Genomic DNA, 25,052 nt, shown 5'->3' on the forward strand with positions numbered 1-25,052 from the left:
CTTACGCGGGCACAGAAGAACTGGCAGCGTCGATAGAGGAATACATCGGGTACTACAATCATGACAGGATTAAAATGAAACTAGGCGGTATGAGTCCGGTAGAATACCGGACTCATATGTTCCCCTGACGTAGTTCTAATGTCCAACTTTAAGGGTTCAGTTCAGCGAAGGGGGAGGAGCCGAAGGCAACCCACCTATTCTAACCCTGACCAAAGATCTTAATCACCGCATCTAAATGATCCTTCATGGCTTTTTTAGCGGCGCGACCGTCGCGCGCTTCCAGCGCGGTCAGGATTTCAAGATGTTCAATCTCGGAACGGTGCGGCATGTCCTGCGGCGTGTAATGCATTTGCAGGCTGCGAAACATCGTGCCGTAACGGTGGCCGAGCAGGTGAGCGATGATAAACGCGTAAGCCGGGTTGCCGCTGGCCTGAGCGATGCGGATGTGAAACAAACGGTCACCGGGATGAGTCGCAGATCCCTGCCGGTTATCGCGACAGTTCTGCTCATAGGCCAACCTGATCGCCGCAAGTTCTTCATCTGTTGCATGTCGTGCTGCCAGCGCGGCGGTTTCCGGTTCGATCAATCGCCGTGTTTGTAGCAGAGAAAATGGCGGTAACTCGGCGGTAAAATCCAGTGCGATATTCAGCTCATCATCCACGTCTGCCCACTGATTGCGCCCTGCCTGAGACATCACCGGTTCCTTCGACGGAACCACCGCCGTGGCTGGGGGATGACACACAATCACACCGTTGCCGACGCGAACGTCCACCAGCCCGATCACTTCCAGCGCAATCAGCGCCTCACGCACCGACGCACGGCTTACCTGTAACTGACTGGCCAACTCTCGCTCTGCGGGAAGGCGGCTTCCGGGCGGAAATTCCTTACTCTCAATTAACGTTTTTAGCTGGTCAGCTATCTGCCTGTATATCCTGGGATTTTCTAATTTTTTTATCGGCATCGGACACCTGAGGTCAATTCTCATTAAGTGATTCAGCTAGCAACTTTAGGACAAAAATCTTGCTGAATTGTTTTATGCATGTAAAAAATTGGTTAACCGAAATCGTGTTTTAGGATGGAGCTTGGCGAATATCTTAGCAAAAAGCACCTCATATAACGCGTTTTTTTCGCTCCCAATGGCCTGACCATTAGACCTATAACCGTAATTTTTCAGGAGTTGCTATGAACCTGGCAGGGAAAAAAGTTCTGATCACCGCCGCCGGACAAGGCATCGGATTTAACACCGCCACGCTGTTCGCCAGTCAGGGCGCGGAGGTCATTGCCACCGACATCAATATTGATGCGCTGCATGATATTCAGGGCATCCGCCCTCGCGTTCTGGATGTCACTGATCCGCAGGCCATCGCCGCAGCCGCAGAAGAGATCGGCCCGGTCGATGTGCTGTTCAACTGTGCGGGCGTGGTACACAGCGGCGATATTCTGACGTGCAGCGAAGGCGAATGGCAGTTTGCTCTCGACCTTAACGTGACGGCGATGTTTTACATGATCCGCGCCTTTCTGCCCGCCATGCTCGAACGCAGCAGCGGTTCAATCATCAATATGTCGTCCGTGGCATCGAGCATCAAAGGCGTACCCAACCGTTTTGCCTACAGCGCGTCAAAAGCTGCCGTCATTGGGCTGACCCGCTCAGTCGCCGCTGATTATGTCACCCGGGGTATCCGCTGCAACGCCATCTGTCCGGGCACGGTGGAATCACCTTCCCTGCGCCAGCGCATTGCCGCACAGGCAGAAGCGGAAGGCCGCAGCGAAGCGGAAGTCTATCAGGCGTTTGTTTCGCGCCAGCCCATCGGGCGTATCGGGAAAACTGAAGAAATCGCCCAGCTGGCGCTGTATCTGGCGTCCGATGCCAGCTCCTACACCACCGGCACGGTGCAAATTATTGATGGCGGCTGGAGTAACTGAGTCCTGAACGCCAAATTTAATCAATTAAAGAGGGAGAATTGAATGAAATTATTACGCTACGGCACTGCAGGTTCTGAACGCCCCGGCCTGCTGGACAGTAAAGGCAATTTGCGCGATCTCTCTGCGCACATTGCCGATGTGCGCGGCGAATTCCTGCACCCGGAAACGCTGGAAAAACTGCGCCGTCTGGATCCGGAAAGCCTGCCACTGGTCAGCGGCGAGCCGCGCCTGGGTGCCTGCGTCGGGCAGGTCGGCAAGTTTATCTGTATCGGCCTGAATTACGCCGATCACGCGGCAGAGACCGGCGCAGACATCCCGAAAGAACCGGTGATTTTCAGTAAATGGACCAGCGCGCTTGTCGGGCCGAATGACGATGTGGAGATCCCGCGTGATTCGGTCAAAACAGACTGGGAAGTGGAGCTCGGCGTGGTAATCGGCACCGGCGGGCGCTACATCAGCGAAGCAGATGCGATGTCGCACGTTGCGGGCTATTGCGTGATCAACGACGTCTCGGAACGTGAGTTCCAGATTGAACGCGGCGGCACCTGGGACAAGGGAAAAGGCTGCGATACGTTCGGCCCGACCGGCCCGTGGCTGGTCACGGCGGATGAAATCCCCGATCCGCATCAGTTGAACTTATGGCTGGAAGTCGACGGCAAACGCTTCCAGAACGGCAATACCCGCACCATGATTTTTCAGATCCCCGAAATCATCAGCTATCTCAGCCGCTTTATGAGCCTGCAAGCCGGGGACATCATTTCTACCGGCACCCCGCCGGGTGTCGGGTTAGGGCAAAAACCGCCGCTGTATCTGAAAGCCGGTCAGGTTATGCGTTTGGGCATCGAAGGTCTGGGCGAACAACGCCAGAAGACGGTACAGGCGTAGTCCCCTAATTTCTGCTGATGGAAGATGAAATGACAAAGATTACGGCTTTACGGGTTGAAGATGTGCGCTTCCCGACGTCACTCTCGCTGGACGGTTCGGATGCGATGAATCCTGACCCCGACTACTCCGCTGCGTATGTGATTTTAGAGACGGATAATCCTGACCTGAGCGGTCACGGGCTGACGTTTACCATCGGGCGCGGTAATGAAATCTGCTGTGCGGCCATTAATGCGCTGGAACATCTGGTCGTCGGTCGCGAACTGGCGGGTATTACCGCCGATATGGGTAAATTCTGGCATGAATTTACCAGTGACAGCCAGCTGCGCTGGATTGGGCCGGATAAAGGTGCCATCCATCTGGCGACCGGTGCGGTGGTCAACGCAGTGTGGGATTTATGGAGTAAAGCCGCCGGAAAGCCGCTGTGGCAGTTAGTAGCGGATATGTCGCCGGAAGAGCTGGTACGTTGCATCGATTTTCGTTACATCACCGACTGCATTACACCGCAGGAAGCGCTGACGCTGCTGCAACAACGTGCGGATAACAAACCGCAAAGGCGGGAAAAACTGCTGGCAGAGGGTTACCCCTGTTACACCACCTCGGCAGGCTGGCTGGGGTATCCGGACGACAAACTACGCCGTCTGTGTCAGGAAGCAGTCGACGCCGGTTTTGACTATCTCAAGCTCAAAGTCGGCCGCGATCTGGAAGACGATATTCGCCGTGTGCGCATCGCCCGTGAAGTGATAGGCCCCGACCGCAAACTGATGATCGACGCCAATCAGGTATGGGAAACCGACGAGGCCATTCCGTGGGTGAATGCCCTCGCCTTCGCCAAACCCTGGTTTATCGAAGAGCCGACCAGCCCGGATGACATCGAAGGCCATCGCAAAATCCGCCACGGCGTCGCACCGGTAAAAGTGGCGACCGGCGAGATGTGCCAGAACCGTATCATGTTCAAACAGTTCATCATGCGTGAGGCCATCGACGTGGTGCAGATTGACGCCTGTCGTATGGGCGGTGTGAACGAAGTACTGGCAGTGATGCTGATGGCCGCCAAATACAACCTGCCGGTGTGCCCGCATGCGGGCGGCGTCGGGCTGTGCGAGTACGTGCAGCATCTGTCGATGATTGATTATCTGTGCATCGCCGGGACACATGAAGGCCGGGTGATTGAATATGTCGATCACCTGCACGAGCATTTTGTCCATCCGTGTGACATTCGCGGCGCAGCCTATATGCCGCCGAAAGCACCGGGTTTCTCGATCGAAATGCATCAGGCTTCAATCGACAAATACCGTCATCACGCCTGAGCCTGTGACTCAAAACACCCGGAGAACCTGAAGGATGCGCATCGACAGCCATCAGCATTTCTGGCACTACACGCCGCAAGGTTACCGCTGGATAAGCGACACAATGGCGGTATTAAAGCAGGATTTTTTGCCGGGAACATTGCGGGATACGTTACACCGTCACGATATACAGGGCACGATCCTGGTTCAGGCGTGTTCAGATAACCGAGAAACACAGTGGCTGCTGGAAATCGCTGAGAAAACAGAGTTTGTACGCGCCGTCACCGGCTGGATAGACCTGCTCTCTCCTCAGCTTGAACAGCAACTGGATGCGCGCTCTCATCCGCTGCTACGCGGCTTTCGGCATCAGGTTCAGGATGAAGTTTCACCCGCGCAGTGGCTGGCCGATACCGCCATCAACTGGGGTATCAGGCAGTTACAGCAGCGTGGCTATGTGTACGAAATTCTGGTGACGCACCAGCATCTGGCCGAAGCCGTACAATTTGCCGAACGCCACGATAACTATTATCTGGTGCTGGATCATTTTGGCAAACCAGACCTGAGCCTCGGCGCGGCGCACTGGGCGAAACAGGTTGCGCCTCTGGCCGCCCTGCCGCACGTCAGCTGCAAACTCTCAGGTTTGCTGACGGAACCGCGTCCGGCTGGCGTCACGCTCAATGACCTGCTGCCCTATTTCGACGCCGCGCTGGAAGTTTTTGGCACTGAACGGCTGATGTTTGGCTCCGACTGGCCGGTGAGCCTGCTGGCGGGGAGTGCCGAAGATCCTTGGTCGCTCTGCGAACAGGCCATCGCGGCGCTCAGCTCTGACGAGCAGGCAGCCATTTTTGGTGGTAATGCCTGCGCAGTTTACCGAATACAGGAAACGAGCAATGAATCTGCATCTGCAAAATAAAGTGGTGATTGTCACCGGCGGCGGTTCAGGCATTGGTGCCGCCATTTCACTGATACTGGCCGAAGAAGGCGCCATCCCGGTCATCATCAGCAACACCGAACCGGCGAATGAGTTGATGCATCAGTTGCAACAACGGTCGCCAGAAACCAGCTTTATTCTCACTGAACTGCGTGAGGAAGCCAGCTGCGCGGCGGCAGTAAACCAGATCATGGCCCGTTACGGCCGCATCGACGGGCTGGTGAATAACGCCGGTGCCAATGACAGCGTCGGACTGGACGCCGGACGCGAAGCTTTTGTCCGCTCACTGGAGCAGAACCTTATTCATTACTACCTGATGGCGCATCTGAGTCTGGACGCCCTGCGCGCCAGCCGGGGTGCCATCGTCAATATCAGCTCGAAAACGGCGCTGACCGGTCAGGGAAATACCAGCGGTTACGCCTCGGCCAAAGGCGGCGTTCTGGCGCTGACCCGCGAATGGGCAGCGGCCCTGCTCAAAGATGGAATTCGGGTCAACGCGGTCATACCTGCGGAAGTAATGACCCCGCTGTACGAGCGCTGGATCAAAGGCTTCGAAAATCCTGATGAAAAACTGCACCAGATAACCTCACATATCCCGCTCGGGCAACGCATGACCACGCCGCAGGAAATCGCCAATACTGTGGTGTTTCTGCTCTCTTCCCGCACCTCCCACACCACCGGTCAGTGGCTGACGGTGGACGGTGGCTACATGCATCTTGACCGGGCGTTAACATGAGCCGCCGTTTCGTACAGGCATTGGATTTGGCTGAAGATCCACTGCTTATCGAAGAATATCAGCGTTATCACCAGCAAATCTGGCCGGAGATTTCCGCGCACCTTCGTCGTTACGGTGTCACGGAAATGGAGATTTATCGTCTGGGAAACCGGCTGATGATGGTGATGGAAACCACGGATGACTTTGACAGCGACCTGTTTGAACGCCGCAGTCTGGAAGACCCCAAAGTCTGTGAATGGGAAGCGCTGATGTGGAAATATCAGCGCCCCACGCCATGGACGCCTGCCGGTGAGAAATGGGTGGAAATGGAGAGGATTTTCTCCCTGAAGGATCAGCCATAGTTTTCACCTCCCCTTCGCCGGGGAGGCGCCCCGAACACGTTTTTTCATGCTATCTGACATAAAAAAATCAGCCACCTGAGCTGAACCCCTACATGCTTCACCAGATACTGAGGAATACACTATGCTCGCTGACAAAACCGCTTCACCTGCCTATGCGGAGCGCAAAACAACGTCCGGTTTCCGACTCGCGTTTATTCTGGTCACCACGCTGTTTTTCCTGTGGGGCTTATCCTACGGGCTGCTGGATGTACTGAATAAGCATTTTCAGGAAGTGTTACACGTTAATAAAGCCCAATCGGGTTTACTCCAGGCAGCGTACTTCGGCGCCTATTTTATCATCGCGCTGCCCGCCGGTTTCTTTATGGACAGGTTCGGCTACAAGGCAGGGATCCTGGTCGGATTATGTTTGTATGCGCTGGGCGCGCTGTTATTCGTTCCCGCCGCCAGCGCTGGCAGTTTCGGCATGTTTCTGCTGGCGCTGTTTGTAATCGCACTCGGCCTGGGTTGTCTGGAAACCGCCGCGAACCCGTTTGCCACCGTGCTGGGTGACCCTGCCGGTGCCGAACGCCGACTGAACCTTTCTCAGTCCTTCAACGGATTAGGTCAGTTCATTGGCCCGGTCATCGGCGGCTCGCTGTTCTTCAGCGCCACGCAGGGAACCACTGCCGAAGGCCTCTCGTCAGTGAAAATGACCTATGTCGCCATCGCCGTTTTAGTGTTACTGATAGCCTTTGTTTTTGGCCGGACAAAACTGCCGGATATCCGCGAACAGAGTACGTCCGACGCCCACGGGATGGAGCAAGGTTTGTGGCAGCACGGGCATTTCACCGGCGGCGTCATCGCGCAGTTTTTCTATGTCGCGGCGCAGGTCGGCGTCGGGGCATTCTTCATCAACTACACCACCGAGCACTGGCACACGTTGTCGAATCAGAACGCTTCTTATCTGCTTTCCGTCGGCATGATAAGTTTCATGGTCGGACGTTTTTTCAGTACCTGGCTAATGGGCTTCGTACGCCCGGCCACCCTGCTGGTGATTTACGCGATCATAAATATTGTCTTATGCGGAGTGGTCGTTGCGGGGATTGATAACGTTTCAGTCATTGCATTAGTGGCAATTTTCTTCTTTATGTCGATCATGTTCCCGACCATTTTTGCGATGGGCGTCAAGAACATGGGCAAACAGACCAAACGTGCCAGTTCCGTGATGATCATGGCGATAGTCGGCGGCGCGATCATGCCGTACCTGATGGGCGCAATCGCCGACCGCTACACCACGGCGGTCTCCTACGCGCTGCCGATGGTCTGCTTCGCCGTCGTCTTAACGTACGCCTTACGTCAGCGGGCGAAGTAAAATGTCAGCCGGGAGCCTTCCGCTCCCGGTTTTCCCTACTCTTTAACCAACACCGGCTGTTGGCGGTAATTCGCCGGGAAGTAATGTTGTAAGTCTTTAATCTTCGGCAAATCGTTCACCACGATGTACGGATAGTCGGGATTATCATTCAAAAAGTTCTGATGGTAGGCCTCAGCCGGATAAAAGTGCCCGTTGTTTTCGACCGTCGTCACCATGGGTTGGCTGTAGCTTTTACTGGCGTTGAGTTGCGCGATGTACGCTTTGGCAACCTCCGTCTGGGCGGCATTTTGCGGGAATACCGCCGAACGATACTGGCTGCCAGTATCCGGCCCTTGCCGGTTTAACTGCGTCGGATTATGGCCAACGGAGAAAAAGATGTGCAGCAGCTCGCCGTAAGTCACCTGAGTCGGGTCAAACGTCACCTTCACTGACTCCGCATGACCGGTCTCTCCGGTACTCACTTCCTCATAACTCGCCGTCCCCGCCGCGCCGCCGGTATACCCGGATACCGCGCTGGTCACGCCTTTCACATGCTGGAACACCCCCTGGATCCCCCAGAAACACCCACCTGCAAACAGCGCGGTTTCACTGTGTGTCGTACCTGCGGGCTCATCCTTTGCGGGCGCAGCGATCACCACGGCCGGTTCCGCGCCGCCCCATGACCACGCGTTATTCTGGAACACCAGCGCGGATGCCAGTACCAGACCGGCGATCAGGCTGTAATTACGTAAAGACTTCACTCTTTTATCAGTCATTTTCATGGTGGTCTCACAGAGGATTACGTGTTGGGAGTAAACGTCATTGCCAGCCCGTTCATGCAGTAACGCAAGCCGGTCGGCTGCGGGCCATCGTCAAAGACATGGCCGAGATGCCCGCCGCAGCGACGGCAATGCACTTCATCGCGCACCATCCCGAGCGTAGTGTCCCGGCGCGTCACGGCGGCGTTCGGTAATGATTTCCAGAAGCTCGGCCAACCGGTGCGGCTGTCGAATTTAGTCGCAGAGGAAAACAGCGACAGGCTGCAACCGGCACAGGCGAATTTACCGTCCCGATGTTCTTTGTTTAACGGACTGGAATAAGGACGTTCGGTGCCGGCTTCGCGCAAGATGTAATATTGCGCATCACTGAGGCGCTGGTGCCATTGATCATCGGTGAGCGTCACGTCGAAGTGTTCTGCGATTGCCTGCGCGTCCGCCTTACGGGCGAAAATCGCAGGAAAAAGTCCCATGGCCGCTGCGGCGGAAACTGCACCGCTGCCGAGCAGGAAATTGCGTCTGTTGATCATAGTTGCCACCGTGCCGGTTGGTATCGATGGAAACAGGTTACAGGCAGGGGTGTTACGGAATCCTCGCGGAGAGTTAACGATTTTGTGATAAATCAGTTATCGCTGGGGGGGCGGTGAATGGGGAGTTTAAAATCAACTTCAACTTCAACTTCAACTTCAAGGTCAAGAGCTTGGGCTGCCGCCCAAACCGGCCTCAAGGGGGGTCTATCGCCACCCCCCTTGAGAATCCCGGGCTCTTTAAAACATGTGCCATGCATCCCGGCTATGTTTCAGAGACTTTTGCGATTGCCGCAAAATCCCGCCGCTACGCGGTGCCCTTCGCTCGGGTTACAACCCGCGCAAACACACGCGCGGTTTTCCACCTCTTCCTCCGGCGTGATTTTTAAAAGCGGCCAAAGCTTTTGAGGTCACAACTTTACCGGCTCGGATCCTTTCGAAAAAAATCCAAACTCTTTGCTCAATCTATATTTTTTTCAAAAAATGGTGAGAGGGCGCGATCAGAAAATCCTGCCGAACGGAGCGGCCTGAAGATCAATGGCTTCAGGACCGAGAGAGGGAACGCACTTCCCTCTCTTGGTCGGTTTCGGCGCAGTGAGTTGAGTGATCACTACAATTGAGAAACCGAAAAATAGTCGGTTATTTATAAAGCCCGCCCTTGCAGCGGCCAACGGCAATCATCTCCCCCTGCACCTGCGCCCCTTCCCTCACAAACACCGGTATGCCGTCGAGCGGTGCGGCCACGGTAACTACCGATCCCCCCGGATAGCGCTCACCGTTAAGTGCAACCCACACTTCTCCGGCGGGAAGCCACACCGCACGTTCCCGCTGCCCCGCATATAACACCGGCGCAACCAGGATATCCGCGCCCAGCATATACTGGTCTTCCACCTGCCAACTTTCAGCCTGGTCGGGATACTGATAGAACATTGTGCGCATGACCGGATCACCTTTCTCATGGGCTTCCTGCATGACGCGGCTGATGTAGGGACGCAGTTTTTCCCGTAAGAATAAACCGTTTTTCATCAGCTCATAATTCTCTTCGCCATAGCTCCAGACTTCATTTGGTGCGCCGCTGTTGCACTGAGCGATGCCTTCACGCCACGGTTCTGACGGCTGGATCTGTGGTTCCCGGTAGCCATGTAAACGCATCACCGGGCAGAAGACACCCCACTGGAACCAGCGGATCAACAGCTCCTGAAACGCCGGATCATTGACATTACCCCCCTGGAATCCGCCAATATCCGTCGTCCACCACGGAATCCCGGCCAGCCCCATATTCAGACCGGCGGCGATCTGGTTACGCAGCGCGTGAAAGGAAGAATGGATGTCGCCCGACCACGCCAGTACGCCATACCGCTGGCTGCCGGCCCAGGCACAACGCACCAGATTGACGATCTCTGTCTCGCCTTCCTGTTGCAGACCGTCGTAAAAGCCCTGCGCGAATTTCTGCGGATAAATGTTACCCACTTCCAGCACCGGCCCAAGATGATAGCGATAATTATCGAAATCATAAGCGCGGTATTCGGGTTCGGCTTCATCCAGCCAGAAGGTGCGAATGCCCAGATCGTAATAATTTTGCTTCACCTTGTCCCAGACAAACTTCCGGGCGTCAGGATGCGTGGCATCGAAGAACGTACAGTTGCCAAGAAAGTCCAGATTCACCGAAACGCCGCGTTCGGTATTCACCAGATAACCTTTGGATTTCATCTCTTTGTAATTTTCGGTGCGGCTGTCTACCGTTGGCCAGACAGAGACCATGGTTTCGATACCGAGGGATTTCAGCTCCGCAACCATTGCTTTAGGATCCGGCCAGTCCACCGGGTCAAAACACCACGTTCCCTGATTCGGCCAGTGGAAGAAATCGATCACTATCACCGAAATCGGCAATTCACGACGCTTATATTCACGTGCGACCTCCAGCACTTCCTGCTGGGTACGGTAACGCAATTTACATTGCCAGAAACCCGTGGCGTACTCGGGCATTTGCGGCGCAGTACCGGTCGCATGGCCATACTGATGCATGATTTCAGCTGGCGTATCACCGGCGGTGATCCAGTAATCCATTTGCTCGGTCACCTGCGCTTCCCAGCGGGTGATGTTCTTGCCGAACGTCGCTTCGCCGATTGCCGGATTATTCCACAGCAAACCATAACCCATACTGGAAAGCATAAACGGCACGCTGGCCTGTGAATTGCGTTGCGCCAGTTCCAGCGTGCAGCCTTTCAGATCCAGACAACTTTGCTGATACTGCCCCATCCCGTAAATTTTCTCCTCGGGACGCGATTCGAATCGCACTGTCAGCTGATGCTTGCCACCAGGGATGGCCTTAAACTCGCGGGCATCCATTTTCAGCGCACTGATGTATTTGTCCTGGCTCTTTTCTGTCGCACCGATTCCCACGGTCGATCGTTGCCGCCAATACTCTTCGAGAATCAGCTCACCGTGCTGATTGTAAAAGGCCAGCTGCCCTTTAATGTTGACAGTCGCACTGATGTTGCCGTTGCGGATAGTCAGCGTTTCAGGCCCGTGGTTAATTTGCGTTTGAGGCTGTTCGCTCTGTGGCAACAACGCCCAAAGATGGTCGTTCAGCGCCGGGCGACAGGTGGCACGCACACGCAGGCTGTGGACTCCCCAGGGTTCAATCACCAGCGTTTGCTGATCGAAATGCCAAAGGATACGGTTTTTTTCGGCGATTAATTCGCTCATGCGGACTCCTGTGTATGCAAGATGGCCTGAGGTTCAGGCACGCGTTCAGGGGTGATTTTGGATTGGTTAATCTTTTTCATCGTGGCGTCGTTGAGTTTGTACCAACGCATCGATAGCGCACTAAACATCGACAGCACGCCCGGCACCAGCGAGAACAGCGCGATAATCGACAGCATCGCCGCCGGGTTTTGCTGGGCTGCATGTGGCACATAGCCGCTCAGGCCAAGGGTCCAGCCGACCACCGCGCCGCTGACTGCCATTCCCATTTTGAGGATCGCCAGTAGCGTGGAGAATACGGTGCCGTCCATGCGTTTCCCCTGTTTGTATTCACCGTAGTCGACCACGTCAGACATCATCACCCACATTAATGTGGTCGTAACCTGATAGAAGGTGGACACCAGCAGCGTCATGCCGACCAGCAGTGAAATCCAGGCGGGAAGGAAGAAAATGGCAATGCTTAGCACACCGGTTAATACGGCACACAGACTGAATGCGGAGAGTTTGCTGCGGTTTCGGGTGAGCGGTTTGACCAACATACTGCCGAGGCTTTTACCGACAATATGCGCCGCCAGCAGCCACATAAAGTAGCTGGCGTGCCCGAGATAATAAGTAACGTAATACATCATCGCGCCAAGACGAACGACGCCAAAAGAAATGTTAAAGAAAATCAGCGCCGCGACGACGCGCCACTGGTCATTACGCACTAAATCACGCAGGTCCGAGAGAAAATTCTCATGAGTTGGTGGCGCGCTAATACGTTCTTTAGTATTGAGGAAACACAATAAAAACATCACTACGGCAATTGACGCCATTATTGCCATCGCGCCAAAATACCCGTCCAGCTTATTCCCACCCCCCATCATTTCCGCCAAAGGCATCATTAAAAATGTGGACATCGCGCCGCCCAACGTGGCCAGGAAAAAGCGATAGGATTGCAGGGAAATACGCTGGGTATTATCCGGCGTTATAATTGCGCCCATCGAGCAATAAGGAATATTGATGGCGGTATACATCAGCATCATCACGCAATAGGTCACACTGGCATAGACCATTTTCCCGGTCATCGAGAGGGATTCGGGTACGGCGTATACCAGTAAGCAGCTGATCCCAAAGGGGAGCGCCAGCCAGAGAATATAAGGCCGGAACTTACCGAAACGCGTTTGTGTGCGGTCGGCGATAAGCCCCATTGCCGGGTCTACAATGGCATCCGCAATGCGTGCGACCAGAAACATTGTCCCGACGAATACCGCCGGTAATCCCACTACATCGGTGTAATAAAAGGTTAAAAATATAATGACGTTATCCAGGCCAATATGGCTCGCCATATCCCCCAGACCGTAACTCACTTTTTCTTTGACGGATAATTTTCCACTCATAACTCGATCTGCCTTTTTCCGGTTAAACAAAAAAGTCAGTCCGTCCGATGGGCTGAGGATCTGTTATAGAGAGGTTAAAAGGCCGCTACAATTACGAGATATAATAATTTTCTTATGATATTTAGCTTATGTGATACCGGTAACATGAAAGGAAACGTCTTGCAGGTTGTTGCGGGAGGCTCTGGAAGATGTGATGGAAAATGTATTGCCAGTCACCGTGGCAACAGAACGGCTTTATGGCCGTATTCCAGGGCTGAACCCGGCATTGGATAAAAACGCGTTTACCGCGCCTGCCGCACAAAAAACCCTGTTTCAGTGACTCTCGCGGGTATTTCCCCCCATTTACGACTACACTGGTTGCCACTTTCCTCACAGGATGCGTTTCAAATGAAAAGACTGACACAACAAGATATGACGGAAAGCGAACAGCGGGAACTGAAAACCCAGCTGGATCGGGCTCGTAAAGCTCAGGGCCGTGAGTTGACCAACTCAGAAAATAACCGCATCAAAGACGATTACATCGATAAACTGATGGAAGAAAAGGAAAAAGTGGCTGCGAAAGCCCGTGCGGAAAAACGCCGTAATAAAGCCGTTCCTAGTACTTCTGCGACTTACGACTGGACTGCACGCACCCATCCGCGCGGCCGCCGCTAAGCATTAACTGATCCTCTGCGTGCTTCACGCAGAGGCGTCAGCCTTTGTTATCTTCCTTATTTCAATACCGTAAAACCGTGGGAGCCGTCTTTTTCCAGCTGCTCTACCAGCCCATATTCCCAGTCCAGATAATCCTGCATCGCCTGCGCACTGACATCTGTTCCTTCGTACGGACGGCGATATCTGTCCTGCGGATTGTTCAGATACGCGCTATCGCCCCGCTCAAGCGGCTGTCCTGCATCAATCCAGCCGACCGTGCCTTTCTCCAGTAAATAGGTTTTTTTAGCCGTTAATAGCGCCACTTCCGTGACAGCGTAACGCGCCAGTAAGCCTCTGGTGCAGGTCACAACCCAACGCTGTTTCTCGGGCTGCAAAGCCATTATCTGAGGAATATTGCCGCGCGTAGTCCACACGGCGCCCGGAATCCGCCGGTTGCGGAAATTTGCACTGGTGGTGAGATCAATGACGCCGGTGTCACCGTCTTCCAACCAGCGTTGCAGCTGCTGTGGCGTCACAGATTCTACCGCCGGAGCCGGAGCGACCTGCGCTTTCCAGTCGCCCTGCGCGGCGAAATCCTCGGCCGTAACATCGGCCACGTACACTTCCCATTTCATCTGCGCGAGCCATGATGCCGCCATGTTGGCACGCACGCCGTCATCATCTGCCAGCACAATTCGCCCACCACGAACCGTGGCGTAGTGATCGGTTTCCTGAACCAGCTGACCGCCTGCCACATGGCGCGCACCCGGTAAATGACCGGCGCGAAATTCTTCCGCTGTGCGTACATCAAAGAGATATAAAGTGCGGGAAGCATCCTGCTGCCAGTCATGAATTTGTGACAATGTCACTGACCGCACGCCCGCGCGTACAGCCAGAGCCTGTGCGCCTTGCAACGCTGCCAGACGTGATTTTTCACTCAGTTCCGGGAACGTTGCGGCCTGCCGATGAGCCAGCGACTGACCCGCCAGCGTCCAGCCGATTGTCCCGTTACGCAATGCCGCGATCGGTTGTTTAAAACCGGCGTTAATCAGCGACTGCGTACCGATGATACTGCGCGTACGCCCGGCACAATTGACTATCACCTGCGTATTTGTATCGGGAACTGCGTCACGCAACCGCAGCGCCAGTTCGCCACCCGGTACACTGACGCCACCGGGAATGCTCATCGCCTGATACTCATCAAACCGGCGGACATCCAGCACCGCAATATCTGCGCCCTGCTGTTGCAGCGCCAACACCTGTTCAGCGGTCAGCGACGGGGTCTGGTAATGGTGTTCCACCCATTCGCCGAAGGCTTTGCTCGGCACATTCACATCAATAAAGATCTCGCCGCCCGCCTCTTTCCAGCCAGCCAGATCGCCTGCCAGCAGGCCCACATTGGTATAGCCCAGAGAATGCAGCAAAGCCGCCGCACGCGTAGTTTTACGCTCGCCGCGCTGCACATCATAGAACTCGCCGTTGTCATACAGCGTCACTGCTGTCTGGCGGTTAGGAATGCTGTCCAGCACGTCAAGTTCTAGCGTAGACAGCGCCAGATTCGCGGCAAATAACGGATGACCGGTAGCAAATTCGGCTTCTTCGCGGACATCGACCAGCGCCACTTCCTGTCCCTCGCGCAGGCCCTGATGGAGCTGGGAGAAATGACGCAGCGGTAATGCATGAGTGTCAGACATGAGTTTTCTCTTTTGACAGGTCCCAGAGGTTGGGAAGAAAGGAATTGGAATAACCAGAAATAAAGGTTTTCTCGCGCCCGTCAGGGAGATACACCGCGCGCGAGACGGCGCCGATATTACCCCCGTAGACGTGGATGCTGACGGATACCCGGTCGCTGTAGAAATTGCTGACCTGATGAATATCCTGCACGTCGGGGGCGATCTTCTCGACGTCACCGGGTTGCAGCATGACCGGTTCGCCCTCCGCTTGCAGCGTTCCGTCCCCGTGGAGAGCAAAGTTTTGACTGATCTCTGCGCCGCGCAGCATACCAATCAGCCCCCAGACGCGGTGATCGTGAACCGGCGTGGTTTGCCCCGGCCCCCAAACGAAACTGACGACTGAAAATCGCGACAGGGGATCGGCATACAATAAATACTGCTGATAGTGTTCAGTGTGCGGCTGAGCGAATTCCTCGGCCAGCCAGTTATCCTCGCGGATCAGCGTCGCCAGCAGTTCACTGCCCTGCGCAAGCACTTCGGTCTGACCATGTGGTGCCTGAACCAGCCGCGTAAAATCGGCAAGAAATTTTCGCAACGGCGCATTATGTAACGCAGTCATCGACTTCCCCTTTTAATGAACATTCATGACAGGCTAGCACCGGTCAAACTCAACCAAAATTCATTTTATGGATAAGCTAATATGCAATTTACACATAAAAATGTGCAGTGCGTTCCAGCGTCATTCTGAAAATTAATTTATGCTGCGTGGATTCATTTCTGATTATCTGGACGGACATTGAGCGCCATGAAAATTGAAGATTTAACCGCGTTTGTCGCGGTGATCCGCCTGCAATCAACGCGTCTTGCCGCCGATGAACTTGGCCTGACGCAGCCTGCTATCACCCGCCGAGTGCAGAATTTCGAAGAATCTCTTGGCATTCCTTTGCTAAACCGGCAGACCAAACCGCTGAAACCCACCCTGATGGGTAACCGCGTTTATCAGCAATGCCGCCATATTCTGCGCGAGGTCGATGCACTCAGCGATCTGGTGGCCGCCGACAGCCCGCCTTCCGGACTGCTGCGTCTTGCCGTTCCGCAAAGCCTCAGTGAAAGCAGCCTGCTGCCTGCATTGAAAATGCTTTCGGCACAGTTTCCTGAGATCCAGCCCCGTTTATCCAGCGGCTGGGGCGAAGAGTTATTGCTGCGCATTCAGCGCCAGGAGCTGGAGGCCGCAGTGGTGCTCTTTCCGGCCAGCAAACAGTTTCCGGCGGGTATTGAGAATCAGCCTCTCGGCGCGGTGGATTTAGTGGTAGTTGGCCCGAAAGCCTCAGCAGAACTGCCGCAGCGGCTGGAGGAGTGTTATCAGCATGGCTGGATCCTCAATCCCGAAGGCTGCGGTTTTCGCGCTGCGCTGCAACGTGCGCTGATTGAACAAGGTTTGCCGCTGTTAATCAATCTTGAGGCTTTTGGTGTGACGTTACAGCTTTCGCTTATCGCTGAAGGTCGTGGCCTCGGGCTAATGCCGCGTGCGCTGGTGGAACATCACGCGCTGCGCCCCGAACTGGAACTGTATGCTCTGAAGGATTTCGCCCCGCGCAGCCAGCTGTGGCTGGTCTATCCAAATGTCCCGGCGAGCCAAATCCCCGCAATTGATGCCTTTGCCGCGGCGATAGCGCACGGACTGGATTTGCCGGTTCACACCGGTATCGAATATTAATTCCCTCCTGTTGTGCGTTTCTGGAATTATCTGGTTCTTGCCTGTTCGCTGGAGAAACACACATTTTCTGCCATGCTTTTGAAGACAAGTGTTTTGTAGATAAATGATTGAGGCAGAGGATATCGCTATGAAAAAATGGACGCTTATATTATTGGGCGCGTTTGCAATGAGCAGTCAGGTCATGGCAGATACGGGTGGCGGTTTTAAAAATGATGACACGCCACCGCCGCAGCACAAGCAAGACAGCGGTCAGCGCGGTACCAAGGATGCTCACGAAAATAATGTCGAGCGCATCAAAAAAACGCAGTCTTTAAACTGGGTGACGCTGGAAGGGTTCATCATCAAAAAGAACGGTGCTGAATCTTATACCTTCCGCGATAAAACTGGCACGATAGAAACGCATATTCCCGCCACGGCCTGGGATGGGCAGGAAGTTAATCCTTCAGATTTGATCAGTATTAGCGGTCAAACGGTGAAGAAAGGGAAAGAAATAGTGCTGAATGCGAAGTATGTCAGAAAACAATAATTATTCGCACCATTCGCAGGGATGCCTAACGCGACCCTTGAGAGGCCTGTAACAGGGACAAGTCACTGAGAAATAATTGAGTCTCTTTGGGTGACCGCAACCGCACAAACCGGACGTGCTGCCAGTGGGTATCGGTCAGTAAAGCCTCGTACTGGCGGCGGTTTTTCTGATAAGTTTTCAGTGTCCACAAAATGATCGAATCTCTGCTGAAAAAGCTTTTGCGAAACGTCTCGCGGTTGCCGGTTCCCGCCCAGATTTCGTCCTGCTGCCAGGCACGCACCGCTGCCCGTCGCACGGCCTGATACAGTGTGCGCATAAATGAGTAATCCACCCAGATAATCGTATCAACGTCACGCCACTTGATGGATTGTGTCCTTTTGTAATTACCATCAATCACCCAGTCGCTTTTACCTGCCAGCGTTTCTTCAATTTTGGCAAAAAACAGCGCATCCGGGGTGCCCTGCCAGTCAGCACGCCAAAACAATGCATCCAGCTGGATATAAGGAATATTCAGTTTCTGAGAGATGCCGCGCGCTACCGTTGATTTGCCGCTTCCGCTGGTTCCAATGACATTGATTTTCATCGTCCCTTTCCTTATACGCTGTTTTTTTGGGCGGGCATTCTGACGCAGCAAATGATTTTTGTACAGCGGTTAAAATGCAACCAGACTGATCATTACAAACTGAACTAAATCACCACGTGAATGTATTGATCGTAATTCGAACAGTACAATTCGTGCTATTTACGATTGCTAGCAACCGGTTATTCAGATATTTCTCAGGCGAACCTGTACAAATCTGCAATCTTTGTATAACTTCTTTATACCCCTGCTTTATCATTAGTCCGTCATTTACGGGCATATTCAGTCTGGTCTCTGGAGGAGAACGTCGATTTCCCTTCCTCCAGAGGCAATTTTCCTGGCTGGAGTTTTTAGATTTGTGCCAAGGCGTTGAGATGAAACAGGGAAGATGATTGTGAAGCGTTGCTATACAATTCTTTGTTTTCTGACTGGCAACAGACACTTCCCATGTCACCCTTTATCATGCGAAGTTTAAGGAGGTCTACATGCAATTCGAAGCAGAACAAACAGTTACAGAAATTAGTGAATACTTCAATCAGCAAGAAACTCAGACCTTAAGCGAAGTGGAGATTCTTGGCAGGGTCGTTTCCAGCCTTTTGTACAGCCGCTTTCCGGTAACCAACAAAGCCATCATTGAAGGTCTGATCCATCAGCTGGAGCAAGACAACAATGTCAGCAATCAGCAGGGTTGTCGCAATTTGCTGGAACTGGTGCTGTTATCCACACAGGATGATGTGATTTAAAAGACAAACGGCCTGTTAAGCACAACGTTAACAGGCCGGAAACAATTTTTACTACAATGCGTTATTCATTAATTTTTAAGCGTGGCAGCAATCACTTCTTTTGCCGGCGTTGTCGGGCGACCAATCAGCTTGCTCAATGTATGAGAATCATCAAACAGCGCGCCCTTCGCTGCGCCTGCATCAGAATCTGCCAGCATCTCCGCCAGCCAGTCCGGCAGACCAGCACCTTTTAACGCATTGGCGAACTCTGTCTGGCTCATATTGATGTAATCTACTTTTTTGCCTGACTGCTGCGCAATTTCGGCCGTGAATTCTGCCAGCGAATAAGACTCGTCACCCGCCAGTTCGTACACTTTCCCCGCCTGATTATCCAGACTCAGTACCACCGCCGCAGCTTCGGCATAATCCTGACGTGCCGCAGAGGAAATACGCCCTTCACCCACCGCACCAATAAAGGCATTGTGCGCCAGCGCCGGTGCGATGCTCGCCGCATAGTTTTCGGTGTACCAGCCATTACGCAGTAACACGAAGGGCAGGCCAGATTCGCTTAAGGCTTTTTCGGTTGCGCGATGTTCTACGCCCAGACCCAGGGGGCTTTTATCTGCATGCAGCAGGCTGGTGTAAGCCAGCAGTTTCACGCCTGCACGCTTCGCCGCAGCGATCACGGCGCCATGTTGCGCTTCACGTTGGCCCACTTCACTTGAGGAAATCAGCAGCACTTTTTCCACGCCTTTGAAGGCGCTGTCGAGCGTTGCAGGCTGGCTGTAATCCGCCTGACGCAATTCAACACCTAAATCCGCTAACTCTTTGGCTTTTTCAGGGCTACGAACGGCAGCAATAATCTGATTCGCCGGGACTTTTTTTAACAACGCAGCGATAACAAGGCGACCAAGCTGGCCGGTGGCACCGGTAATTGCAATCATGTTTTTTCTCCAAAAGTTTAAGACACGAGATTTATGTTCTGAAAGGCGCTAAAAGCGTCGCCGTTGAAACATCCTATGCGATATACTTTCTTTTCGTAAGTACGCACCTAAAGGTAAGTATGAAAATAATTTCGTCCGATCAACCCGCCGGGAAATTACCGCTCACCGAACAAATCCGTCGCGGAGAAGTGCTCGATCCTAACTGCCCCTCACGGGAGATTTTGCGTCACATTACCAGCCGTTGGGGTTTACTGGTGCTGATAGCCCTGAGCGAAGAGACACTGCGGTTCAGCGAGCTGCGCCGCAAAGTGGGTGGCATCAGTGAGAAAATGCTGGCGCAGACGTTACAGTCATTTGAAGAAGATGGGTTTGTCGATCGTCGTTCATTTCCGGTGGTACCGCCTCACGTTGAGTACCGCCTGACACCGCTTGGGATTGAGGTAAAAGACCAAATATCCGGGCTCGCCAACTGGCTGGAATCCAATATTCACCGCGTGATGAAACAGCGCAGTCTGCGGGTGGTGGGCGAGGAATGATTCACAAAGGCCAGAATATTCATTCTGGCCTTTGTCGTTTTTCGTATTGGTAACTCAGAGATCCTTAAAGTTCCCGAGCCGGAATCCGCGTTCCGCAATCGCCTCTTTCAGTGTCAGCGAGGTCAGTACATCCAGCTCGGCGAGGCGGGGATAACAGTATTTACTCGCCAGGATCGTATTATCGATAAACGACGGATGGGTCATGATCTCCAGCGAGGAATCGCCACGTTTCAGCGCGCTGTCCAGCATTTCCAGAAAGAGTGTTTCTGAAATCGCATCGCCATAAAATCCGCTTTCAAAACCCTGCGTACTTCGCGCACCCTTTAGCGTGATTTCACCTTTGCGAAGATCCTCGCGGTCAATACGCACCGGAATGCCCTGCTCATTCGCAAAGGCTTCCACAATCGGGAAGATTTGCGCAATCATATGGACGTGGTGATGGCTGTCGATGTGCGTCGGCTTGCGGCCAAAAATTTCGTTAAAGCGCACAAACTGGCACTTAAGCTCCTGCGCAATTTCATCGAGTGGTAACGCGCCCTTCTCCGCTACCTCCCAGATCCACTTGCCCAGCTCGCCGTTTCGCACCAGTTTTGGCATCGGCGACAAGGGCTTTCCGAGCGTCAGAACAAAGTGCATTCCTACCGCAAGATTGGGGTTCGCAGCACTCAGTGCGGCGGCATGTTCAACGCCACCGGCATTCATCATTGCCGTGGTGGAGGTGACAACGCCGTTTCTGAATGCTTCGATAATGCCGTAGTTTTGCGCTTTGCAAAGCCCGAAATCATCGGCGTTAACGATCAGTAATTTATCCATTTTTTCCCCTTGGCATTGCCCTCCCTTACGGGAAGGCAGACGGGTTATTTCAGCGCCGCGATGGCTTCTGCAAAGTTAGGCAGATGCTTTTCATGGGCCAGCAGCATTTCACGCGCCAGAATTTCAGCATCTTTGTCGGAATGGATCAGCGGGCTGAGGTTCAGCGCCAGCAACACATCGTTGAATTTGCCGCTGAGCGCCGCTTCGCTGGCCGCGATTTCAAAGCCTTTAATGGTGTGAATTAACCCCAGGACTTTATCATCAAAGTGGGTCAACCGTGGATGAGGCGTCGCACCGTTACGCCCGATGGTGCAGGTCATTTCGATAGCCCATTCGGCAGGAATATTGTCAATGTGCCCGTGGTGAGGGAAGTTAACGTACTGCTCGGTTTGTTTATCGTTGTAAATGGCGCTGATCACTTCGCACGCCGCATCGGAATAATACGCGCCGCCGCGCAGCTCAAGCTCTTTCGGTTTTACGCTCAGTTCGGGGTCTTTATAGAGATCAAACAGCTGTTTCTCAACCTTTTGCACCACGGTTGCGCGCGCGCCGCCTTTGTAGAATTCGCCCATTTCAATCGCCAGCATCTCTTTCTGTTTGAAGTAATACAGCAGATACGAGCACGGCAGCAGGTTCAGGGAGCGGATCAGCCCTTCGCTGAACGGTAAATCAAAGATGTTTTTGACCGAACCGGCGGTAAGCCGACCGGACGCCACGCCGTCGAGCAACTCAGCAAAGCGCGACTCACCGTTAACTATCACATCTTTGATAAACACCATGTGATTGAGACCGAAAAGATCGATGGATAAATCGTCCTGCGGTGCGAGTTTAAGTACATCCTGAATGAACATTTTCATGCCCACAGGGATGTTACATACGCCGATGAATTTTTTGAATTTTGTATGACGGAAGACCGCTTCGGTGACCATGCCCGCCGGATTGGTGAAGTTAATCACCCAGGCATTAGGGCAGATTTCTTCGACGTCTTTGATGATATCGAAAATGACCGGAATAGTGCGCAGCCCTTTGAATAAGCCCCCTGCACCGTTGGTCTCTTGCCCCAAATAGCCGTGGCTCAGCGGAATACGCTCATCGAGTTCGCGTGCTTTTAACTGACCTACGCGCAGCTGCGTGGTGACGAAGTCAGCATCCACTAGCGCTTCGCGGCGGTTCAGGGTTTTATGTATTTCAATATGAACGCCTGCGCGTTTGACCATGCGCACGCAAAGGTCGAAAATAATGTCCTGCTTTTCTTTTCCGCCTTCGACATCCACCAGCCATAATTCGGAAACCGGCAATTCATCATAACGCTTAATAAAGCCTTCCAGTAATTCCGGGGTGTAGCTGCTCCCGCCACCAATAGTGACGACTTTCAGTTTTTTGCTCATAGGAACTCCCGTGCAATCTATTGCACTGCAAATGAATACAGAAATTAATTTAAGGTTAAGAGTTAATTAATACTGCATAATTTCTTTCGATAGTGATTCGGTGTGAATGATGTCAGCTTTTTAAAGTTCTTGATAAACATACTCGGGCTGCTATATCCGGATTCAAATGCAATATCCGTGACCGAATAGTTAGTTATCTCAAGCTGCTTTTTCGCAAAATCAATCCGGATTTCATTGATAATCTGCATGGGCGTCATGCCGTAATGTCGTTGTGTGGCGCGGGTCAGATATTCCTGTGACTTACCGGACAATTCCACCATGTTCGATAATGCTTTTTCACCGAACTGCGCTTTATCATGCATTTTTTCAATGGCCGCCTTCAGCCAGACTGGCGCATCCGTTGTGGCTTCAGATTCCCTGTGGTGACGTAAGCGGTTGACGATATAAAACGTCACCATTTCCAGAAATGCATTGAACTCCCCATTGCGGAAATTCAGAGAAGCAATCACCGATTCAATATAGGTCAGAAACTCAGTCTTAATTTTATACACTTGTGACGCGACAAAATGTGAAGGTAATAAAGATAAATAGTGCTGTTCAAAAAATGCTTTGCTGATCCCAACGTTTAATATCCGCGTCGCGCCAAATTCATAAAAGCTTTGATGATTCGAACCGAGCGGGATAAAAACAAAATCGCCGCGTTCTAATAGCACCCTTTTCCCGTTCACATTCTGATAATACCGGCCAGTCAGTACGACCGTGAATTCATAGTAGTCATGCTCATGCAGCCCGGAAATGCTTTCTACTTTGTTGTAGATAAACATATGGAAATTCTGACCGTCGAAGAGTTGATTTTCGCGTGCTGTCTTGATTTCCATACTCAGTACCGGTGGCTGCATTATGGCTTCCTACGTTATTTTATTTTCTCGTGAAGCTCAATGAGTTCCGTGATTAACTCGCGCGCGAGCATAGATGTCATCAGATGATCCTGAGCGTGAACCAGAATCAGGCTGACTTTCATTTTTCCTTCGCCCATGTCGTCTTCAATCAGTTTGGTTTGCACCAGATGCGCTTCATTGAGCGAAAGACGGGACTGGTCCATTAACGCTTTGGCCTGTTCAAAATCGCCTTCTTTGGCCTTTTTTAGTGCGCTGTAAGCCAGACTGCGGGCCTGCCCGGAGTTAATTATTAACCCCATTACTACTTCTTCAAGTTCCTGCATGTCGTCTTGCGTATCAGTGATGCTGTCTAAATCAATCATCATTATCTCTCCGTGATTGCGGTAAAACTCAGGGCGGTAAACCCGCCCTGCACCGGTTCAGATTAGAATTTCAGTGCTGCGGCGATATCTTCTTCGCTCTCTTCTTCTTCGATAATCGCCTGCGCCTTGTTAGAGAGTATGACGAAAGGCATATACACCAGCGTGGCGATCCCGAGATTGAACAACGCAACTAACAATGCAGCGATGCTGCCGTTACTGTTAAAGAAGGCACCGAGACCGGTTGGCATCGTCCAGGGTGCGAGGTTAGTCACCGGCGGAATAATACCCATGGTATAAGCCGCCAGCGTGATAGCCGCCAGAATCGGCTGAACCAGAACGAACGGAATAAACATCACCGGGTTCATGATAATCGGCAGACCAAACAGAATCGGTTCGTTAATCTGGAAGATGCCGGAAGGCAGCGCCAGTTTTGCCACCTGACGGTGATCCGCACGGCGTGACGCGATGAAAATCGCGATAATCAGACCCAGCGTCGCACCGGAACCGCCCAGCAAGATGTAGGAATCGAGCATCGGTTTGGCCCAGAAGTGGAAGGTTTTACCCGCTTCAATTGCCGCACTTACTGAGCCATATTCGGTGTAGAGAGCAATGTTTTCCAGTGCCCAGGGGGTCATGATGCCGTTGTCCAGCGCAGTCAGCGCCAGTGAACCGTGCACACCAAAGAACCACAACAGGGAGTTGAAAATGACGTAAGCCCAGCCCACGACGCTGCCCATCGACGCCAGAGGCTTAGAGATGGAGTCCATAATAATCTGGTGGAAGTTATGACCGTATAATCCTAGCAGCCAGGAAATTACCCCGAAAATAAACAGGATAATAAAACCCGGAATTAATGCGGAGAATGAGCGCGCGACAGAAGTGGGAACGCTTGCTGGTAAAGTAATCACCCAGTTTCTGCGAATAATAAAAGCGAACATTTCAGCGACGACGATACCGATAAGCATACCGGAAATGATATTCGCGCCGCCTAACCAGTTCGCTCCTACCGCGTAAGCTTCACCGACGCTGTAAGGTGTCACGGTCATGAAAGCAGCGACGGCCAGCAGACCTGCTGACAACGAGTCTACTTTACGTTCTTCCGCCATGGCCATACCGATAAAGAACGGCGCCATCAGCGACATTATTCCTAATGTCCCGTTGTAGACATTCACACCGATTGTTTTTAAACCGTTCAGCGACTCAATCGTTGAGGCATCTAAACGCACCCCCAAAGAATAAAAGAAAGAACCGTCGCCAAAATTAAGGAATACATTATTAATTAAAACGAACATGGCCCCGGCAAGGGTCAGCGGCATTAATTTGATGAAACCATTTTTAATGGCATTTATATGGGGTTGTTTACCAATTTTGACGGCAAAAGGAAGTAATATCTTTTCCAGGGAATCAATAGCTTTACTCATTCGATTTTTCCTTTAATG

At 52.8% G+C, this 25,052-nt stretch carries 28 protein-coding genes; 14 read left to right on the top strand and 14 right to left on the bottom strand.

Annotated elements, in window-relative coordinates:
- Positions 1-128: IS3 family transposase (locus tag ACMHLI_RS21515; RefSeq protein WP_413529025.1), on the top strand; the 128-nt coding region annotated here is incomplete at its 5' end.
- Between the two features lie 71 nt (positions 129-199).
- On the opposite strand, the gene ACMHLI_RS21520 is transcribed toward ACMHLI_RS21515, so the two are convergent.
- Entirely contained in the window at positions 200-961 is a 762-nt protein-coding gene (locus ACMHLI_RS21520; protein WP_413531237.1) for a FadR/GntR family transcriptional regulator, read from the bottom strand.
- 221 nt (positions 962-1,182) lie between these two features.
- On the opposite strand from ACMHLI_RS21520, the gene ACMHLI_RS21525 reads away from it, so the two are divergent.
- From ACMHLI_RS21525 to fucP, 7 genes are all read left to right on the top strand, one after another.
- Positions 1,183-1,923 carry an SDR family oxidoreductase gene (locus tag ACMHLI_RS21525; RefSeq protein WP_413531238.1) on the top strand — a complete coding sequence of 247 codons (741 nt, stop codon included), beginning with the start codon at positions 1,183-1,185 and terminating at the stop codon, positions 1,921-1,923.
- 42 nt (positions 1,924-1,965) lie between these two features.
- On the top strand, positions 1,966-2,808 hold the full coding sequence (locus ACMHLI_RS21530) for a fumarylacetoacetate hydrolase family protein (protein ID WP_413531239.1): 843 nt from the start codon (positions 1,966-1,968) through the stop codon (positions 2,806-2,808).
- Between the two features lie 29 nt (positions 2,809-2,837).
- Positions 2,838-4,115, top strand: a complete 1,278-nt coding sequence (locus tag ACMHLI_RS21535; RefSeq protein ID WP_413531240.1) for an L-fuconate dehydratase — start codon at positions 2,838-2,840, stop codon at positions 4,113-4,115.
- A gap of 34 nt (positions 4,116-4,149) precedes the next feature.
- Positions 4,150-5,007 carry an amidohydrolase family protein gene (locus ACMHLI_RS21540; RefSeq protein ID WP_413531241.1) on the top strand — a complete coding sequence of 286 codons (858 nt, stop codon included), beginning with the start codon at positions 4,150-4,152 and terminating at the stop codon, positions 5,005-5,007.
- The gene (locus tag ACMHLI_RS21545; RefSeq protein WP_413531242.1) at positions 4,985-5,761 is read left to right on the top strand and encodes an SDR family oxidoreductase; all 777 of its coding nucleotides are present in this window, start codon (positions 4,985-4,987) and stop codon (positions 5,759-5,761) included. The genes ACMHLI_RS21540 and ACMHLI_RS21545 overlap by 23 nt, the downstream gene beginning before the upstream one ends.
- On the top strand, positions 5,758-6,102 hold the full coding sequence (locus ACMHLI_RS21550; RefSeq protein WP_413531243.1) for an L-rhamnose mutarotase: 345 nt from the start codon (positions 5,758-5,760) through the stop codon (positions 6,100-6,102). The genes ACMHLI_RS21545 and ACMHLI_RS21550 overlap by 4 nt, the downstream gene beginning before the upstream one ends.
- 121 nt (positions 6,103-6,223) lie before the next feature.
- Complete coding sequence (fucP, locus tag ACMHLI_RS21555) at positions 6,224-7,453, top strand: L-fucose:H+ symporter permease (RefSeq protein WP_413531244.1); 1,230 nt, start codon at positions 6,224-6,226, stop codon at positions 7,451-7,453.
- Positions 7,454-7,488: 35 nt separating this feature from the next.
- Here fucP and msrA read toward each other — a convergent pair whose 3' ends face one another.
- The 4 genes from msrA to ACMHLI_RS21575 all read right to left on the bottom strand — a co-directional run bounded on the left by msrA (position 7,489) and on the right by ACMHLI_RS21575 (position 12,820).
- Positions 7,489-8,214, bottom strand: a complete 726-nt coding sequence (msrA, locus tag ACMHLI_RS21560) for a peptide-methionine (S)-S-oxide reductase MsrA (RefSeq protein WP_413531245.1) — start codon at positions 8,212-8,214, stop codon at positions 7,489-7,491.
- A 17-nt stretch (positions 8,215-8,231) separates the two neighbouring features.
- Positions 8,232-8,738 carry a peptide-methionine (R)-S-oxide reductase MsrB gene (gene msrB / locus ACMHLI_RS21565; RefSeq protein WP_413531246.1) on the bottom strand — a complete coding sequence of 169 codons (507 nt, stop codon included), beginning with the start codon at positions 8,736-8,738 and terminating at the stop codon, positions 8,232-8,234.
- Positions 8,739-9,374: 636 nt separating this feature from the next.
- Positions 9,375-11,444, bottom strand: coding sequence for a TIM-barrel domain-containing protein (locus tag ACMHLI_RS21570; protein ID WP_413531247.1), 2,070 nt, complete (start codon positions 11,442-11,444; stop codon positions 9,375-9,377).
- Positions 11,441-12,820 carry a glycoside-pentoside-hexuronide (GPH):cation symporter gene (locus tag ACMHLI_RS21575; RefSeq protein ID WP_413531248.1) on the bottom strand — a complete coding sequence of 460 codons (1,380 nt, stop codon included), beginning with the start codon at positions 12,818-12,820 and terminating at the stop codon, positions 11,441-11,443. Before ACMHLI_RS21575 ends, ACMHLI_RS21570 begins: the two co-directional genes overlap by 4 nt.
- 193 nt (positions 12,821-13,013) lie before the next feature.
- Here ACMHLI_RS21575 and ACMHLI_RS21580 point away from each other — a divergent pair, with 193 nt between their 5' ends.
- Together ACMHLI_RS21580 and ACMHLI_RS21585 are read left to right on the top strand one after the other, a co-directional pair.
- Positions 13,014-13,139 (top strand): hypothetical protein, encoded by a 126-nt coding sequence (locus ACMHLI_RS21580; RefSeq protein ID WP_413531249.1) that lies wholly within the window; start codon positions 13,014-13,016, stop codon positions 13,137-13,139.
- 68 nt (positions 13,140-13,207) lie between these two features.
- Positions 13,208-13,474: a DUF3811 domain-containing protein gene (locus tag ACMHLI_RS21585; RefSeq protein WP_112164008.1), complete on the top strand. Its 267-nt coding sequence runs from the start codon at positions 13,208-13,210 to the stop codon at positions 13,472-13,474.
- Positions 13,475-13,530: 56 nt separating this feature from the next.
- On the opposite strand, the gene ACMHLI_RS21590 is transcribed toward ACMHLI_RS21585, so the two are convergent.
- Positions 13,531-15,147: a rhodanese-like domain-containing protein gene (locus tag ACMHLI_RS21590; protein WP_413531250.1), complete on the bottom strand. Its 1,617-nt coding sequence runs from the start codon at positions 15,145-15,147 to the stop codon at positions 13,531-13,533.
- A complete protein-coding gene (locus ACMHLI_RS21595; protein WP_413531251.1) occupies positions 15,140-15,745 on the bottom strand; it encodes a cysteine dioxygenase in 606 nt (201 codons plus the stop codon). The genes ACMHLI_RS21590 and ACMHLI_RS21595 overlap by 8 nt, the downstream gene beginning before the upstream one ends.
- A gap of 186 nt (positions 15,746-15,931) precedes the next feature.
- Between ACMHLI_RS21595 and ACMHLI_RS21600 the strand changes: the two genes are divergently transcribed.
- A complete protein-coding gene (locus tag ACMHLI_RS21600; RefSeq protein WP_413531252.1) occupies positions 15,932-16,843 on the top strand; it encodes a LysR family transcriptional regulator in 912 nt (303 codons plus the stop codon).
- A gap of 127 nt (positions 16,844-16,970) precedes the next feature.
- Positions 16,971-17,369 (top strand): NirD/YgiW/YdeI family stress tolerance protein, encoded by a 399-nt coding sequence (locus ACMHLI_RS21605; protein WP_413531253.1) that lies wholly within the window; start codon positions 16,971-16,973, stop codon positions 17,367-17,369.
- A gap of 25 nt (positions 17,370-17,394) precedes the next feature.
- Here ACMHLI_RS21605 and ACMHLI_RS21610 read toward each other — a convergent pair whose 3' ends face one another.
- Positions 17,395-17,952, bottom strand: coding sequence for an adenylate kinase (locus ACMHLI_RS21610; RefSeq protein WP_413531254.1), 558 nt, complete (start codon positions 17,950-17,952; stop codon positions 17,395-17,397).
- A gap of 482 nt (positions 17,953-18,434) precedes the next feature.
- Here ACMHLI_RS21610 and ACMHLI_RS21615 point away from each other — a divergent pair, with 482 nt between their 5' ends.
- Positions 18,435-18,692, top strand: coding sequence for a biofilm development regulator YmgB/AriR family protein (locus ACMHLI_RS21615; RefSeq protein ID WP_413531255.1), 258 nt, complete (start codon positions 18,435-18,437; stop codon positions 18,690-18,692).
- Positions 18,693-18,760: 68 nt separating this feature from the next.
- Here the strand turns inward: ACMHLI_RS21615 and ACMHLI_RS21620 are convergent, their stop codons facing one another.
- Positions 18,761-19,615 (bottom strand): SDR family oxidoreductase, encoded by an 855-nt coding sequence (locus ACMHLI_RS21620; RefSeq protein WP_413531256.1) that lies wholly within the window; start codon positions 19,613-19,615, stop codon positions 18,761-18,763.
- A 119-nt stretch (positions 19,616-19,734) separates the two neighbouring features.
- On the opposite strand from ACMHLI_RS21620, the gene ACMHLI_RS21625 reads away from it, so the two are divergent.
- Positions 19,735-20,151, top strand: a complete 417-nt coding sequence (locus ACMHLI_RS21625) for a winged helix-turn-helix transcriptional regulator (protein WP_413531257.1) — start codon at positions 19,735-19,737, stop codon at positions 20,149-20,151.
- A 54-nt stretch (positions 20,152-20,205) separates the two neighbouring features.
- On the opposite strand, the gene chbG is transcribed toward ACMHLI_RS21625, so the two are convergent.
- The 5 genes from chbG to chbC form a co-directional block, all read right to left on the bottom strand.
- Positions 20,206-20,964 (bottom strand): chitin disaccharide deacetylase, encoded by a 759-nt coding sequence (gene chbG / locus ACMHLI_RS21630; RefSeq protein ID WP_413531258.1) that lies wholly within the window; start codon positions 20,962-20,964, stop codon positions 20,206-20,208.
- A 44-nt stretch (positions 20,965-21,008) separates the two neighbouring features.
- Complete coding sequence (locus tag ACMHLI_RS21635) at positions 21,009-22,352, bottom strand: 6-phospho-beta-glucosidase (protein WP_413531259.1); 1,344 nt, start codon at positions 22,350-22,352, stop codon at positions 21,009-21,011.
- A 62-nt stretch (positions 22,353-22,414) separates the two neighbouring features.
- Positions 22,415-23,251 carry a transcriptional regulator ChbR gene (chbR, locus tag ACMHLI_RS21640; RefSeq protein ID WP_413531260.1) on the bottom strand — a complete coding sequence of 279 codons (837 nt, stop codon included), beginning with the start codon at positions 23,249-23,251 and terminating at the stop codon, positions 22,415-22,417.
- Between the two features lie 14 nt (positions 23,252-23,265).
- Entirely contained in the window at positions 23,266-23,613 is a 348-nt protein-coding gene (chbA, locus tag ACMHLI_RS21645; protein WP_413531316.1) for a PTS N,N'-diacetylchitobiose transporter subunit IIA, read from the bottom strand.
- Between the two features lie 62 nt (positions 23,614-23,675).
- On the bottom strand, positions 23,676-25,034 hold the full coding sequence (chbC, locus tag ACMHLI_RS21650; RefSeq protein WP_413531261.1) for a PTS N,N'-diacetylchitobiose transporter subunit IIC: 1,359 nt from the start codon (positions 25,032-25,034) through the stop codon (positions 23,676-23,678).
- Between the last annotated feature and the right edge of the window lie 18 nt (positions 25,035-25,052).

This window comes from Rahnella inusitata (assembly GCF_965118895.1).
Lineage (GTDB): Bacteria > Pseudomonadota > Gammaproteobacteria > Enterobacterales > Enterobacteriaceae > Rahnella > Rahnella inusitata_A.

What these genes read in the sequence shown, in the direction of transcription:
- ACMHLI_RS21625 (WP_413531257.1), top strand. Translation starts at nt 19,735, where the DNA reads ATGAAAATAATTTCGTCCGATCAACCCGCCGGGAAATTACCGCTCACC.
- ACMHLI_RS21570 (WP_413531247.1), bottom strand. Translation starts at nt 11,444, where the DNA reads ATGAGCGAATTAATCGCCGAAAAAAACCGTATCCTTTGGCATTTCGAT.
- ACMHLI_RS21575 (WP_413531248.1), bottom strand. Translation starts at nt 12,820, where the DNA reads ATGAGTGGAAAATTATCCGTCAAAGAAAAAGTGAGTTACGGTCTGGGG.
- ACMHLI_RS21520 (WP_413531237.1), bottom strand. Translation starts at nt 961, where the DNA reads ATGCCGATAAAAAAATTAGAAAATCCCAGGATATACAGGCAGATAGCT.
- chbR (WP_413531260.1), bottom strand. Translation starts at nt 23,251, where the DNA reads ATGCAGCCACCGGTACTGAGTATGGAAATCAAGACAGCACGCGAAAAT.
- fucP (WP_413531244.1), top strand. Translation starts at nt 6,224, where the DNA reads ATGCTCGCTGACAAAACCGCTTCACCTGCCTATGCGGAGCGCAAAACA.
- ACMHLI_RS21635 (WP_413531259.1), bottom strand. Translation starts at nt 22,352, where the DNA reads ATGAGCAAAAAACTGAAAGTCGTCACTATTGGTGGCGGGAGCAGCTAC.
- ACMHLI_RS21545 (WP_413531242.1), top strand. Translation starts at nt 4,985, where the DNA reads ATGAATCTGCATCTGCAAAATAAAGTGGTGATTGTCACCGGCGGCGGT.
- chbG (WP_413531258.1), bottom strand. Translation starts at nt 20,964, where the DNA reads ATGGATAAATTACTGATCGTTAACGCCGATGATTTCGGGCTTTGCAAA.
- ACMHLI_RS21585 (WP_112164008.1), top strand. Translation starts at nt 13,208, where the DNA reads ATGAAAAGACTGACACAACAAGATATGACGGAAAGCGAACAGCGGGAA.
- ACMHLI_RS21615 (WP_413531255.1), top strand. Translation starts at nt 18,435, where the DNA reads ATGCAATTCGAAGCAGAACAAACAGTTACAGAAATTAGTGAATACTTC.
- chbC (WP_413531261.1), bottom strand. Translation starts at nt 25,034, where the DNA reads ATGAGTAAAGCTATTGATTCCCTGGAAAAGATATTACTTCCTTTTGCC.
- ACMHLI_RS21550 (WP_413531243.1), top strand. Translation starts at nt 5,758, where the DNA reads ATGAGCCGCCGTTTCGTACAGGCATTGGATTTGGCTGAAGATCCACTG.
- ACMHLI_RS21610 (WP_413531254.1), bottom strand. Translation starts at nt 17,952, where the DNA reads ATGAAAATCAATGTCATTGGAACCAGCGGAAGCGGCAAATCAACGGTA.
- ACMHLI_RS21605 (WP_413531253.1), top strand. Translation starts at nt 16,971, where the DNA reads ATGAAAAAATGGACGCTTATATTATTGGGCGCGTTTGCAATGAGCAGT.
- chbA (WP_413531316.1), bottom strand. Translation starts at nt 23,613, where the DNA reads ATGATTGATTTAGACAGCATCACTGATACGCAAGACGACATGCAGGAA.
- msrB (WP_413531246.1), bottom strand. Translation starts at nt 8,738, where the DNA reads ATGATCAACAGACGCAATTTCCTGCTCGGCAGCGGTGCAGTTTCCGCC.
- ACMHLI_RS21620 (WP_413531256.1), bottom strand. Translation starts at nt 19,615, where the DNA reads ATGATTGCAATTACCGGTGCCACCGGCCAGCTTGGTCGCCTTGTTATC.
- ACMHLI_RS21530 (WP_413531239.1), top strand. Translation starts at nt 1,966, where the DNA reads ATGAAATTATTACGCTACGGCACTGCAGGTTCTGAACGCCCCGGCCTG.
- ACMHLI_RS21580 (WP_413531249.1), top strand. Translation starts at nt 13,014, where the DNA reads ATGGAAAATGTATTGCCAGTCACCGTGGCAACAGAACGGCTTTATGGC.
- ACMHLI_RS21540 (WP_413531241.1), top strand. Translation starts at nt 4,150, where the DNA reads ATGCGCATCGACAGCCATCAGCATTTCTGGCACTACACGCCGCAAGGT.
- ACMHLI_RS21535 (WP_413531240.1), top strand. Translation starts at nt 2,838, where the DNA reads ATGACAAAGATTACGGCTTTACGGGTTGAAGATGTGCGCTTCCCGACG.
- msrA (WP_413531245.1), bottom strand. Translation starts at nt 8,214, where the DNA reads ATGAAAATGACTGATAAAAGAGTGAAGTCTTTACGTAATTACAGCCTG.
- ACMHLI_RS21595 (WP_413531251.1), bottom strand. Translation starts at nt 15,745, where the DNA reads ATGACTGCGTTACATAATGCGCCGTTGCGAAAATTTCTTGCCGATTTT.
- ACMHLI_RS21600 (WP_413531252.1), top strand. Translation starts at nt 15,932, where the DNA reads ATGAAAATTGAAGATTTAACCGCGTTTGTCGCGGTGATCCGCCTGCAA.
- ACMHLI_RS21525 (WP_413531238.1), top strand. Translation starts at nt 1,183, where the DNA reads ATGAACCTGGCAGGGAAAAAAGTTCTGATCACCGCCGCCGGACAAGGC.
- ACMHLI_RS21590 (WP_413531250.1), bottom strand. Translation starts at nt 15,147, where the DNA reads ATGTCTGACACTCATGCATTACCGCTGCGTCATTTCTCCCAGCTCCAT.